Here is a 14,141-nt window from a genome sequence, read left to right on the forward strand (position 1 = left end):
AGATAAGCCGGAGATATCCCAAAAAGGTTTAACCTTGAACAAGCAAAGCGTTTATTTTTGCAAAAGTTAGTAAACGAAAATTAAACGGATCGGATACATTATCCCAATCATTGCTTAACTCTTGATACGAGCCCGAGCCCATGGATGTCTTGCCTTCCTCCGCCTCGCACTTGGCCCAAATTTACCTGCTCGGTACCTACCGACTACTGGTTCAAGGGCAATGCCGCGCACAACTCATTAACTACGATAAAGCGCGTATTTTGTTGTCCATGTTGGCCTTGGCCCAGGGCAAGCCTATCAGTCGCAGCCGTCTGGCTGAAACGATCTGGCATGAAGACCCTATCAGTGTGGGCCGTGCTCGTTTGCGCCACGCGCTGCATGCCCTGCGCCGCGCCTTTGAGGGCTGTGATCAGGCCCTGCACATTACCAATGACGCCCTGGCCCTGGACCCCAGTCGCGCCCAGGTGGATGTGCTCAGCCTGCTGCAACACCCCAGCCAGCCATCGCTGAACGATCTGGAGCGCCTGAATCTGTATCAGGGCCCCCTGCTGGGGCAGGTCAAACTGCACCATGGCGAGCAGCTACAGGATTGGTTGCAGGATACACAGCAAAACATTCGTCAAACTCTGTCGCAATGCCGTGACCGTTACATACAGTCTGGCCTGAGCGCGCTGCCTACGCCGCAAGCAATCAGTTACCTTAAACGCTGGCTCCTGATCTGGCCGGAAGAGGAAAAACTGCATCAAGAGCTGATTCGACTGCTGAAACAAGAAGGTCAGCACGAAGCCGCCCTGCACGCTTATGAGCAGTGTTCGGTCTTGCTGGCCGACCGCCTGGGTTGCGAGCCCAGCGCCCAAACACGCAATCTGGTGGATTTGCCGGCCCGCTCGATCAGCCCCGCCAAATCCCTGCCCACAACGGTCTCCCTGCGCCTGCGTCCCCTGGCCGCTGTCGGCTTTTGCCTGCGCTTTGAGCCCGGCCATCGTCATGCCTGTGAACGCGGCGGCTATTTGCTGGAACAAAGCCGTCAGACCTTGCAGACTTTGATCGAACAGCATGGCGGCTGGCCCTGTGAGGCCGGTCCCAATCAGTTGATTGCCTACTTCGGTTATCCCGAGTTGCTGGAGTCGCCTGTCGCACAAGCAGCTGCATTGGCGCGGGTTGCCGCAACCTTGCGCATGGATGAGCACGTCAAGCTGAGTATCGCCCTGCATGCCGATCTGGCCATGGACGATCACAGTGCCTACCCCGACCCTTGGGGCCAATTGGCACAAGTGGTGCTGCCCTTGAGCTGGGAAGCCAGCCCCGGCGCACCGCGTATCAGCGTGCAGGCTGCTCTGCGTCTGGACACCAAGGATGTGCAAGGCCCGCTGGGTCGCCAGAATGAAGCCCTGTGGCTGAATCTGAGCCCCTCCGATGCGGACCATACGCGTTTAACCAGCCGCGTCTATGGCCGCTCGCAAGAGTTCGACCATCTGGTGCAAGCCTGGTCACATATCGGTCCTAATCGTGCCTTGCATCACATTGCCATTCACGGTCGCGCCCATATCGGCAAGAGCCTGCTGGTGCAGTCGCTGGCGGACTATGTGCAGAAAACTGCCCACCACTGCATTGTGCTCAATTGTCGTGAAGAGAAGCGCCGCGTGGCCTGGCACCCGATTCGCCTCTGGCTGCACGAGCAAATTGCCGATTACATCGCCGCGCAAAACGGCAAGCAGCGCGATCCTTTCTCCGTGCAGACCCTGCAAGAGGCACTGGAAATCAGCCCCAAACAGGCCCAGTCCCTGCATCAATGGTTGAACAGCGGCCCGGACGAACAGGACCTGAACGAGCCTTCCACGGCTCATATGGACTTGCTGTTCAACTTGCTGAGCGGCACTGGCAATTCGCCGCGCCGTCGCCTGCTGATTATTGAAAACGTGCAATGGGCCGACCCGCCTACCCAGCGCCTGATCCGCTTGCTGGCGCACACCGCCCCGCGTCACCCGACCTTGCTGCTGACGACCAGCCGCAAGCCCGGCCATGGCCTGGAACGTGCCGAGCACCTGAGCCTGCGTACGCTGGACCGCTCCAGCATCAACAGCCTGTTAAGTGGTCAACGAGGACAACGCCTGGCGCGAGATAAACGCAGCCGTCTGGTCAAGCTAAGCGCGGGCAATCCTGGCCACGCCAATGAGCTGCTGCGCTGTCACGAACTGAATAGCGAATACAGCGATGCCTTGTGCCTGACTGACCTGATCTGCACCCAGTACCACAGCCTCCTGCCCGCCACGCGTCACATCCTGAGCAGCATCGCCTTGCAGGAACACCCCATTTCCATCGACGAACTGGCTCTGATGCTGCGCCAGGAAAACACCGCTTTGAGCAGCGGCTTGGACACCTTGGCAACACTGGACTTGATTGATGTGCATGACAAGCATGTCTCCTGCCTGCCGCTGGTCTCCCAGGCGCTGGAACGTGTGGCCATGCAGGAAGAACTGCGCCAGGCCCACTACGCCATCGCCCAGCACGGCATACGCCGTCGTCATGCGCCCGAGTATGTTGCCCTGCATCTGTGCGAAGCCGAAAGTCCGGAAGCCGCTTTCTGGTGGCAACGCGCTGCCCGCGAGGCTCTGGCGCAAGACGATTTGCGTCAGGCCAGCCAATACCTGCAACGCTCCTTGAACCGCAGCGAGCTGATTGAGGACCTGCAAGTACGCCAAACCCTGCAATTTGAGTGCCGCATGCTGCAAGGCGCCATTGAGTCCTCCTTGTACGGCCCGGCCTCGGCCTCTACGGCCATGGCCTACGAGCTGGGCCATGAGCTGCATGACGAGCACGATTCGGATCAGGTCATGGTCAGCTTGTGGACAGCCTGGACAGCTTTCCAGGCCCAGGGCAACTTCGAACAAGCCCTGCAAAAAGCACGCCAGCTGCTGGCCCTGGCCAATGAAACCAGTCACGATCAAAACCGCAGCTGGGCCTTGTACGCAATTGGTCAGCATGAGCTGTGGAAAGGGAACGTCACCAATGCCATCCAGACGCTAAACCTGAGTCTGGCTGTCTTTGATGACCTGAAGGAGCAAAACAGCCGTCAGGCCATTGCCGAGCACTTCCCTCAATCCATTACTTTTGGAACCCTGAGCGTCGCCCTGGCCTTGAAAGGCAATATGGACGCTGCACAGCAGCACGCCCATCTGGCCTTGCAATCCTTGCGTGAGGACACCGCCTTTTCCCTGCGCGCCATTACCCATTTGTTCGTTATGCAGGCCTACTACCTGATGGAACAGCTGGAAGACTGTCTGCAAGTGGCCGAGCTGTCCCTGCAAGAGCTGCAAAAATCACATAACCCCGAGCCCTGGTCTGCGCTTAGCCGCTCTTACCTGCACTATTGCCATGTAATGCTGCATGGCCGCGAAACCAGCCTGCAATCCCTGCTCGATTGCGTACAGATCGCCCAGTACGGCCTGCCCATCACCGCCGACGGCCTGATGAGCCGCATTGCCCGTGCCATGATTCGCCTGGGCCGCAGCAATGAAGCCATGCCCTGGCTGGACAAGGCGGCCGCTCAAGGACTGCGCTACGACACCGACAGCCTAGGCACCGAGCTGCACTGTGTGCGCGGTGATGCCTGGATGGCTCTGGGCGAAAACGCGCAAGCCTTGCAAGAGTGGAATCTGGCCGAGCAACACATGGAAAAACATGGACTACGTCGCTACGCAGACTGGATTCAGACCCGCCGACAGGCCGTACAAAAGCTCAAAGTCTAGTCAGCAACGGGCTACGCCAACATGAAAATGCCCCCAAGGATAACGCTTTATCCTTGGGGGCATTTCACATCAAACGTAAGTGCCTGAATCGGGCTTAAAGCAGCCACTCGATTGGCAAGATAGACAAGACGCCAACCCCGGCTCGTCGCCAGATACTGGCATTAGGCTCGGAAGTGAAAAAGCGCTGGGTGCCGTCTTCGTTCAGTTGAATCCACACCAGATCGCCCTTCTCGTCCAGTTCCACACGATAGCTGCGGTAAGGCAGGACTTCCTCAAAACTCTTGGACAGGGCCTGCGCCATTTCAGAGCTTTCAATAATAAAACCCAGTTCCGTATTCAAATTGACCGAGCGCGGATCGAAATTGAAGGAGCCAACAAACAAGCGCTTGCCATCCACCGCAAAGGTCTTGGCATGCAAGGCCGAACCCGAACTACCAAAAGGCCCGGAACCGTGGCGGGTCGGTTTATCCAAGGTGGGGCGCAGCTCCAGCAATTGCACACCCGCTTCAAGCAAAGCCTTGCGTCGTTTCGCATAACCTGCATGTACAGCCGTCACGTCTGTTGCAGCCAGGGAGTTGGTCAGAATACGGACCTTCATGCCAGGCCGTTTCATCATTTCCTCAAAGGCCCGCACACCCGCAGCGGTAGGCACAAAATACGAGGACACCAGATCCACCTGGCTGGTGGGTTTACCCAGCACATGGTCCATCTGCCAAACCAGCAACTGCTCCGGGTTAACGGGCCCTAAAGCCTTGGCCGGATCATCGCTGATCATGGTGGTGCGCGCCCACTGGAAATCCAGCTCGCCACGCACTAAATAACTGACCAGATCGGACTCGCGCAGCACCTGCTGGTAATCCTTGGCGCGTGGCTGAGCTTCAGCCTCTTGCAACTTCGCCTGAAACTTCACCAGCGCTTCCGGCCCGCCTGTCTTGATCAGGCTGTCCACCGGATAGGCCGATTGGCTGGCCCAGTAACGATCAAAATCCTTGGAGACGTCCTGCACCACGGCACCAATTGCCATCACGTCCAGATCCGCAAACAGGACGTCCTGAGTCGCACCGAAGTACTCATCGCCCACATTGCGCCCACCAATAATGGTGACCTGGTTATCCACGGTGAAAGACTTGTTGTGCATGCGCCGGTTCAGGCGGGAAAAGTCCGTCAGAAAACCCAAGGGCTTGGGCCAGCGCAGCACAAAGGGGTTGAACAGCCGCACCTCCACATTGGGATGGGCATTCAGGGCGGCCAAGGTATCATCCAGCCCGGTGATACCGTTGTCATCAATCAACAAACGTACACGCACGCCGCGCTCGGCAGCCTGCAACAAGGTGCCCAGCATCAAGGTGCCGGTGGTGTCGCCCCGCCAGATGTAATACTGCACATCCAGCGTTTTTTGAGCGGCAAACGCCAGCAAGGCACGGGCGGCATAAGCGTCGTGCGGATCGAACAAAGGATAAATGCCGGTCAGGCCCGGATGCTCCTGTGCCATGGGGGCCACCGCCTGGCCAATCATGGTGTCCCTGGCCTGATCCAGCGGCAAAGCCTCGCTTTGACTACGTCCTTCCAGCGAAGGCAAGGCACAGCCTGTCAGGCCGGCCACCAAGGCGCCACCCGCCATCAAGCTGCGCCAGAAAAAGGACGGAGCTTGCCCCGAAGAACGGGGTATCGTCGGCTTCTTGGCGGGGTCGATTTTCATGAAAGCATCTCTGTGGGCATGGGCATCGCTCCACATAGTAGCACCGCCCCTGTGGCCAATCCCTGGCACGTTTCGCAATCAATACTTGCAGCAAGTGGCAGGGCGGACAACAATAAAGCATCCGCCCATTCTTTAAACTTGAAACAAGTAGCATGCCCCCCGCCACGTCCTCTGCATTACTGCCCCGCCACCTTGCCATTATTTTGCTGTTGATGCTGGGCAGCTCCTTCGCCGCCAACCATATTGCGGCCAAAGTAGCGCTGGACCATGGCACCGGGCTGATCATCTCGGTTATTTTTCGCTCGGCCGCCGCCACCCTGGCCTTGAGCATGCTGCTGATCTGGCGCAAGCAAGCCCTGTACGTACCCCGTCAGTATCTGGGCTGGCAGCTGATGCTCGGCGGGCTGATCACCATGCAGTGCATGCTGATTTATTCCTCCATTGCCCGCATCCCTGTCGCCCTGGCCTTGCTGGTGGCCAATATGTACCCGATTCTGCTGGCCCTGCTGACCTGGATACTGGGCGGGCACAAACCCACGCGCAAGACGTCCATCATCATGGTGGCGATTCTGGTTGGCCTCTTGCTGGCGCTGGACGCCCCCAGCCTGATCAAAGGGGCCACGCTGGATGGGCAATGGGTGCTGGGTGTGGTGTGCAGCCTGCTGACCGCCCTAACCTTTGCGATTGGCCTGTGGATTACAGAAAATAAACTGGCGCCCCTGCCCGGTCTGGTGCGCAGTTTCTGTACCATCAGCCAAACCCTGGTCTGCCTGATTGCGCTCAGCCCCCTGGGGCTGCTGCCCGGTGGTTCTTCCCTGCCCCACGATGCTGTAGGCTGGATTGCCCTGTCGCTGGTCTGCGTGCTGTACACCACGGGCTTTGTAACCCTGTTTGTGCTGGCTCCCCGCCTGGACATGACACGCAATGCGCCCTTCATGAATATGGAGCCGGTGGCCTCACTGATTCTGGGCTGGCTGATTCTGAAACAGACCTTGAACTCCACCCAATTGCTGGGTGGAGCGGTGGTGCTTAGCGGGATTGTGGCGCTGGCCTACCAGCGCGCCCCACGCAAATAAGCCTCAGGCCCTGGACAGAAGGCGCTGCCAAACGCGCGGCAGTACTTCTATCAAATCCTCCGGGATCAGGCCGGGGCCAAACTCCAGCGCAGCTTGTGAATGCAGCCAGACAGCCGCACCGGCCGCTTCAAAGGCCGGCATGCCCTGGGTCAGCAAGCCGCAGACCAGACCCGCCAGCACATCCCCGCTGCCGCCTGTGGCCAGCCAAGGCGGTGCGCAGGCATTGATCAGGGCCCGCCCATCGGGCGCGGCAATCACCGTATCGGCCCCTTTCAGGACTAGCACGGCCCCACACTGTCTGGCGGCCAAACGCGCTGCCTCCAGCCGGTCCGGTGCCGCCTCAAAAACACGGGCAAATTCTCCAGCATGGGGTGTCAGCACGCATTGTTCATGCAAGGCATCCAGCAATTCCTGCGGCTGCTCTGCAAAGCTGCTGATGGCATCGGCGTCCAGAACACAAGGCCGCTCCGTTGCCAGCAAGGCCAAAGTCAGGCGGCGGGTTTCCTCGCCCAACCCCGCCCCCGGCCCCACCAGCCAAGCGCGAATGCGCTCGTCCGTGGTCAGAGTGTCATCTAAAGGGGCCACCATGATGCTGTCCAGTGCACCGGCGTAAACCGGCCAGACCGAAGGCGGCACGACCATGCTGACCAGCCCGGCACCCGCGCGTTGCGCAGCACGGGCCGCCAGACGACTGGCTCCGGTCATCTGCGCGCCCCCGACCACCAGGGCATGCCCACGTGTGTATTTGTGGCTCTGGGCCCCCAACTGCGGCAGATGAGCCTGCCACAAGGCGGGCTCATTCAACCAGGTGTTGGCCTCTTGCAAGGCCGGGGCTGGCATGCCGATTTCGGCCAGCTCCAGCTTGCCGCACAGCGCTCGCCCCGGATACAGCACATGGCCCGGTTTATAGCGCACAAAGCTGACTGTCACCGTGGCAGGGGCAACCACACCCCTCACCTGCCCGCTGGCTCCATCCAGGCCCGAAGGTACGTCAATGGCACACACGGGGACTTTGGAAGCGGCCAGGGACTGAATCAGGGCCGCTGTCTCGCCTTCTACGTCACGATCCAGGCCTGCGCCCAGCAAACCATCCACCACCACGGAAAAACGTCGAAAGTCCGGGCATTGGCTTTCCCAACGACCCTGCCATTGCGTTTGGGCCCAGGCAGCCGTTCCTTGTCGCAGGGACGGGTCCACCAGACTGAACACGGAAACAACCCGCCCCTGTTCGCGCAGAATTTGCGCCGCTACCAAGGCATCCCCGCCGTTATTACCCGGCCCGCACAAGAACAGCACCGCCCCTTGCGGCCAGTGCCGCTGCACGGTACGCGCTACCGCACTGGCGGCGGCCTGCATCAATTGCTCGATGGATACCCCGAAAGCCGGCGCTGCCGCATCCATGCTGGCGCACTGTGCCGGGCTGTATAGAGCCTGTTTTCCTGGAGCAGCACTCAGGGGCAAAAAACCGTATTGGGACACGAAGGGCATGGCAGGCTCACAAAGGCAGAAATCAAAACGTCCCTACGCGGCACGGGCTTGTCACCCGCTGGCGGCCTGCTGAAGACAGCAAGCGTCAGGTCCTGGGCGGCCCGGAGACAAAAAAGAACGGGTCGCCGCCCGTTCTCTTATCTTAGTGCGAAAAGTCTGAATACAGAACTGTCGCGGCAGCCACCACCTAGGCCGACGGCTGTTCTTGTCTATCCTTGACAGAGCCGACGGACAGCTCACGCGGCACCTCCACTCCGTTCTTGATCGCGATGATCTCGGCCATGATGCTGACGGCAATCTCTGCCGGGGTCTTGCTGCCTATATACAAGCCAATCGGACCTTTGAGCTTGTCGATTTCTTCAGCCGTCAGGTCAAAGTATTCGGCCAGGCGTTCACGACGGCTCTGATTATTACGTCGCGAGCCAATCGCCCCCACATAAAAGGCACTGCTCTTGAGCGCCTCCAGCAAGGCCATATCGTCCAGTTTGGGATCGTGCGTCAGAGCCACAATGGCTGTGCGTCGATCCGGCACGCAGGCAATGACTTCATCGTCCGGCATGCCGCTGACCACACGTGCACCCGCCACGCTCCAGCCCTGAATATGCTCGCTGCGCGGATCGCAGACTGTCACATCAAAGCCATTGAACAAGGCAATGGTCGCCACGTACTCGGACAGTTGTCCGCCCCCGATCAGCAAGAGCCGATAAGACGGGCCAAAAGTGACCGACAGGCAGTCCTGGCTTAAATGCAAGGCAGCCGGAACACGGGTGGCACTGCCCCAGGCACGGCCAGTTTGCAGATCCACATGACGTTGCACCAGATGGCGCTGCTCCAGCAAGCTCAGCAGTTCCGACAGCGCTTGCGGGCAGGGATTGAACTCCACCAGCAAACGGATCGTGCCACCACAAGGCAGGCCAAAGCGATGCGCTTCATCCGCGCTGACGCCATACGTCAGCATCTGAGGACGGCCATCGCCATGCAAGCGTTTATCCGCCCCTGCGGGGTCGTGATAGGCACGGATCAGGTCGTCCTCGATACAACCACCCGAGACCGACCCGACCACCGCCCCACCTTTTTCCAGAGCCATGATGGAGCCCTCTGGACGGGGGGACGAGCCCCAGGTCTGCACAACCGTGACCAAAATGGCATCACGTCCTTGTGCGCGCCACTCTTGCAACTGGCGCAATACCCTGACATCCAGGCTCTCCATATGTGTCTCCAGTCTTTCCTGTGTTTATTTGAATACCGGCATACCGCCACCCTCGCCCGAATCATCAAACGGATTCAGGTCGGCACCGTATTCGTCCTGCATTTCGATCGTGACTGTATTGGGATCAACTTGGGCGCCCGTTCCCTTGTAATGCGTCACCATGCCAGGGAACAGCAGCACCACAGCAATCATCACGAGCTGGATACAAATAAACGGTACGGAGCCCCAGTAAATGTCGCCTGTGGCCACACCCGGAATCTTTTTCTTGGTCACTTTATCGATGTAATCATCCTTGGGCGCCACCGAGCGTAAATAAAATAGTGAGAAGCCAAATGGTGGATGCATAAAGGATGTTTGCATATTAACGGCTAAGAGCACGCCAAACCAGATTAAATCGATGCCCATCTTGTCGGCCACCGGCCCCAGCAACGGCACGATGATGAACGCCAGCTCGAAGAAATCCAGGAAAAAGGCCAGTACAAACACCAGCACACTGACCAGAATCAGGAAGCCGTATTCACCGCCAGGCAGGTCAATCAGCAGGTGCTCCACCCACAAGTCACCATCCACGCCACGGAAAGTCAGCGAGAAGATGGTGGAACCGATCAGAATGAACATCACAAAGCAGGACAGCTTGGCCGTGGTATCCATGGCTTGCTTGAGCAGATCGATGCTCAAACGACGACGACTGACCGCCATCAGAATGGCACCGACTGCACCCATCGCGCCGCCTTCCGTGGGGGTGGCAATACCCAGGAAAATCGTGCCCAGTACCAGAAAGATCAGGCCCAGGGGCGGGATCATCACAAACACCACGCGTTCGGCCAGCACAGACAGCAAGCCCAGCTTCAGCCATTTGTTGATCAGGGCCAGCACGAAAGCCACACCACCAACCAGCAAGATGCAAATAATGACCTTCTCATCTACCGGGCCGTTGGGATCAACCCAAAACTCGTCCAATACATAACCGGCCACCAGCGAGATCAGCAGCAACACGCACAAGGAGCGTGCACCCGAGCGGCCATTGGCCTCCGAGTAAGTGCGATGCTCAACCGGAATGGGAGGCACATCCTTGGGACGCAGTACGGCCAGAATCAGGATGTAGAGCAGATAAGCACCGGTCAGCACCAGACCGGGCACCATGGTGCCACGGTACATGTCGCCTACCGAACGACCCAACTGGTCAGCCAGTACGATCAACACCAGAGATGGCGGAATAATTTGCGACAAGGTGCCCGAAGCAGCGATCACACCCGTTGCCAATCGACGGCTGTAGCCATAGCGCAGCATGATGGGCAAGGAGATCAGGCCCATGGAAATCACCGAGGCCGACACCACACCTGTGGTGGCTGCCAGCATGGCTCCCACAAACACCACGGCAATGGCCAGGCCGCCGGGCATGGAGCCAAACAGCTGACCAATCGTATCGAGCAGGTCTTCTGCCATGCCCGACCTTTCCAGAATCAGCCCCATGAAGGTAAAGAAGGGAATCGCCAGCAAGGTATCGTTGGCCATGATGCCAAACACACGCAGTGGCAAGGCCTGGAACAGGGACCAGTTGAACAGGCCCATTTCCACACCGATCAGCCCGAACACCATGCCGTTGGCGGCCAGCGCAAAGGCAACCGGAAAGCCCAGCAGCAGGAAAACAATCAGTGACGCAAACATCACTGGCGCCATATTGGCGACAAATAAATCCATCATGATCTGGTTCAGCCTTTGTGTTGATGCGCTAACTTGGCCTCGGCTTGCCGAGCAATTTCTTCAGCCAGCAGCTCTTCGGGCGATTTTTCCTGCAACTTCTTGTTGGGGTTGGGGCAGGCACCGCGCAAGAAACCAATGCACTTGATCAGGTGCGAGATCCCCTGCAAGGAAATCAGGGCGAAACCGATGGGAATAATCAATTTGGCAGGCCAGCGAATCAGGCCGCCGGAATTAGAGGACACTTCCTGAGTCAGATAGGAGTCCATGAACACCGGCCAGGACAAGGCCATGATGGCAATACAGGCCGGCAGCATGAACAGCACCACACACACGGCTTCGATCACAATCTGCTTGCGCTCGGACAGGCGCGAGGCCAGCACGTCAACACGTACATGCTCATTGCGCAAGAAGGTATAGCCGCCCGTCAGCAGGAACAAGGCGCCAAACAGATACCACTGCACCTCCAGCCAGGCATTGGAGCTGGAGTCAAAGAACTTGCGCGCAATGGCGTTATAAGAGCTGATCAAGACAACCAGCAGAACCACCCACATGACCACCCGGCCACATAGCTGATTCAGGCTGTCGATCGCCCTGGATAGTTTGAGTAAAGATTGCATCAATCCCCCAGATTTTCTGCGTTGAAGTTAGTTGGAATCTAATGAGACCGAAAACGGGTGGCGCGCTTTTCAACTGCATCCAGCAGGAAGTACAGCGCCAGTCCCATGACGGCCAGAATGAACAGGGCGGAGAACACCCGCACCGTGTCGAACACCCCTTGGGCGCTCATGATCACAAAGCCCAGGCCACGCTGGGAGGACACGAACTCGCCCACAATGGCCCCTACCAAAGCCAGGGACAGAGCCACTTTCAGGCCCGCCATGATCGATGGCAGCGCAGAGGGCAGGCGCACTTTGAAAAACAGGGCAACCGGCCCGCCTTTCAGGACGCGGCCCAGGTCCAGAATGTCGGGCGAGACCGAGCGCAAGCCTTGCACCGTATCCACAATCACGGCAAAGACGGCGATCAGAAAAGCAATGGCCACCTTGGGCTCGTAGCCGGTACCCATCCAGACCACGAACAACGGCGCCAAAGCCACTTTGGGAATGCTGTTGAAACCCACAATCAGGGGATAGCAAAAACGCTCGAAGAGCGGTGAACCCACTAAAGCGACGGCGATCAGCACGCCGCCTACGGCGGCCAATACAAATCCAGCCAGCGTGATGCCGAGCGTGTATAACGCTTGACCCATGTACCAACCCAGTTCGCCATACAAATCCTCCAGAATCAGCGAGGGGCGCGGCAAAATCACTTCCCGCACCTGACCCAGCCAACAAATTAATTCCCACGTCAACAGCACCACGACGGTAGAGACCACGCCCGCCAACCAGCTAGGCATGGAACGCAAGGCTTTATTCATGGCTGTCTCCCGCGCCATCGGCAATACCAAACAATTGACGGATATGAGCCACATGCCGACCGAACTCCGGGGTCTCGCGCAAGGACAACGGGCGCGGACGAGGAAAGTCGATCTTGATCTGCTCCAGAATGCGGCCCGGACGGGACGAGAACACCAGCACGGTATCGCCCAGGAAAACGGCTTCGGCAATGCCGTGCGTCACAAACAAGGTGGTGTTGCCCGTTTTCATCCAGATGCGTTGCAACTCGGCGTTCATGTTGTCGCGTGTCAGCGCATCCAGCGCACCGAAAGGCTCGTCCATCAGCAACAGGCGCGGATCATCCACCAGGGCGCGGCAGATGGACGCCCGCTGTCGCATGCCGCCGGACAACTGGCGTGGATAGCTGTCGGCAAACTGGGACAGGCCGGTCAAGGCCAGCAGCTGGTCCACCTTGTCCAGATAATCAGCCGTGCGCTTGCCGGCAAACTCCAAAGGCAAAAGGATGTTGTCGCGTATGGTGCGCCACTCCAGCAAGGCATCGCGCTGAAACACCATGCCCACCTGATCGGGCGGGCCGCTGACGGGTTGCTGGTCTACCGTCAAGGAGCCGCTGCTGATGTTTTCCAGCCCGGCCACGCAACGCAGGAAAGTGCTTTTCCCACAGCCGCTGGGGCCCAGGATGCTGATGAACTGGCCGGGTTGAATATCGACATTGATGCCATCGAGCGCCAGCACATCGCGCACACCCTCAAAGCGCTTGCGCACATCTTGAGAAAGAACCCGCGCCGCCATTACTTCAGCTCCAGACTGCTCAGGGATTGCGGGGTGACCACGCCGGACTGGTAGTAGTCCGTGGCTTTCTGGCCAGCCGGGATCAACTCAACCCGTTCCAGCGTGGCAATGGTCTTGTCCCAATCCGCAGGCTGGTTCACGCCAATGCTGCCTTGCTCGACAGCCGGGCCGAAGTAGGTTTTAAGAATGTTCAGCTGGTCCAGCAAAATGGCCTTGTCCAGACGTGCATTGGGGCGTTGCGCCACAATCGCATCCACCGCCTCTTGCTCGTGGCCGTTGTAAATGTAGTTCCAGGACTTGGCCACCACGTTGGAAAAGGTCGTCAGCTCCTGCCCCCGGCTGGCCAGTTTGGTTTCGCTGGTGAACAGGCCAAAGCTGACCATATCCAGACCATGCTGGGCGAAAGGAATCGCATTGGAGGCGCGCTGACGCGACACCGAAGCCAGCACAAAAGGAATGGTGGAGATCACCGCATCAGCCCGGCCCACCGCATAGGTAGCGGCCTTGCCTGCGGCATCCACGCTAAGCAGATCCACATCGCTGCGGCGCAATCCGCCCGCCGCCAGGAAGGCATCCACAAAAGGCGCTTCCAGAGAACCGGCGGTATAGGCGATCTTGAGTCCCTTCAAACCCTCCGGCCCGCTAATGCCCGAATCCTTGGGCACCAGCACGCCGATATCGCTAGTCGTGGCAAAGGTAGCCAGCCCTTTGACCGGCAAGCCCTTGCTGCGCGCAATCACCATGGAGGCCAGCGCCGCCTGACCCACATCAAAGCGGTCACTGCCACCCACGATCTGCACGGCCGTAACAGAACCGTTGCCATCTTCCAACCGTACATCCAGACCAGCCTGCTTGAACCAGCCCTTTTCCACGGCCAGATGAAACGGTGCATGGACGGCCCAAGGGGTCCAGTCCAGCTTTACATTCAAGGGCTCTGCTGCCGCCCCCCAGGTGCTCAACAAGAAGGTGGCCCCGATTGCGAGGCGCACACGTCCCCCCAAAGCTTTACGCTCCGTCATCTCCTTA

The 14,141-nt window shown here is 58.9% G+C and carries 10 protein-coding genes; 2 read left to right on the forward strand and 8 right to left on the reverse strand.

The genetic code is table 11. The annotated features are described in order from the left end of the window. Positions 1-140 precede the first annotated feature (140 nt). On the forward strand, positions 141-3,749 hold the full coding sequence (locus U2949_RS15840) for an AAA family ATPase (RefSeq protein WP_321288733.1): 3,609 nt from the start codon (positions 141-143) through the stop codon (positions 3,747-3,749). 94 nt (positions 3,750-3,843) lie between these two features. On the opposite strand, the gene U2949_RS15845 is transcribed toward U2949_RS15840, so the two are convergent. Further along, a complete protein-coding gene (locus tag U2949_RS15845; protein ID WP_311044620.1) occupies positions 3,844-5,448 on the reverse strand; it encodes a phospholipase D family protein in 1,605 nt (534 codons plus the stop codon). A 152-nt stretch (positions 5,449-5,600) separates the two neighbouring features. Between U2949_RS15845 and U2949_RS15850 the strand changes: the two genes are divergently transcribed. After that, the gene (locus U2949_RS15850; RefSeq protein ID WP_153230961.1) at positions 5,601-6,524 is read left to right on the forward strand and encodes an EamA family transporter; all 924 of its coding nucleotides are present in this window, start codon (positions 5,601-5,603) and stop codon (positions 6,522-6,524) included. A 3-nt stretch (positions 6,525-6,527) separates the two neighbouring features. Here U2949_RS15850 and U2949_RS15855 read toward each other — a convergent pair whose 3' ends face one another. From U2949_RS15855 to U2949_RS15885, 7 genes are all read right to left on the reverse strand, one after another. Continuing rightward, positions 6,528-8,012 (reverse strand): NAD(P)H-hydrate dehydratase, encoded by a 1,485-nt coding sequence (locus U2949_RS15855; RefSeq protein WP_321288737.1) that lies wholly within the window; start codon positions 8,010-8,012, stop codon positions 6,528-6,530. A 187-nt stretch (positions 8,013-8,199) separates the two neighbouring features. Beyond that, the gene (locus U2949_RS15860) at positions 8,200-9,222 is read right to left on the reverse strand and encodes an XdhC family protein (RefSeq protein ID WP_321288739.1); all 1,023 of its coding nucleotides are present in this window, start codon (positions 9,220-9,222) and stop codon (positions 8,200-8,202) included. Between the two features lie 24 nt (positions 9,223-9,246). Then, positions 9,247-10,923 (reverse strand): TRAP transporter large permease, encoded by a 1,677-nt coding sequence (locus tag U2949_RS15865; RefSeq protein WP_321288855.1) that lies wholly within the window; start codon positions 10,921-10,923, stop codon positions 9,247-9,249. Between the two features lie 11 nt (positions 10,924-10,934). Continuing rightward, positions 10,935-11,543, reverse strand: coding sequence for a TRAP transporter small permease subunit (locus tag U2949_RS15870; RefSeq protein ID WP_257724270.1), 609 nt, complete (start codon positions 11,541-11,543; stop codon positions 10,935-10,937). Between the two features lie 38 nt (positions 11,544-11,581). Beyond that, complete coding sequence (locus U2949_RS15875) at positions 11,582-12,343, reverse strand: ABC transporter permease (protein ID WP_321288741.1); 762 nt, start codon at positions 12,341-12,343, stop codon at positions 11,582-11,584. Beyond that, on the reverse strand, positions 12,336-13,115 hold the full coding sequence (locus tag U2949_RS15880; protein ID WP_321288742.1) for an ABC transporter ATP-binding protein: 780 nt from the start codon (positions 13,113-13,115) through the stop codon (positions 12,336-12,338). The genes U2949_RS15875 and U2949_RS15880 overlap by 8 nt, the downstream gene beginning before the upstream one ends. After that, entirely contained in the window at positions 13,115-14,134 is a 1,020-nt protein-coding gene (locus tag U2949_RS15885) for an ABC transporter substrate-binding protein (RefSeq protein WP_321288744.1), read from the reverse strand. Before U2949_RS15885 ends, U2949_RS15880 begins: the two co-directional genes overlap by 1 nt. Positions 14,135-14,141: the final 7 nt, after the last annotated feature.

Origin of the sequence: Alcaligenes phenolicus (assembly GCF_032063905.1) — a bacterium.
Lineage (GTDB): Bacteria > Pseudomonadota > Gammaproteobacteria > Burkholderiales > Burkholderiaceae_B > Alcaligenes > Alcaligenes phenolicus.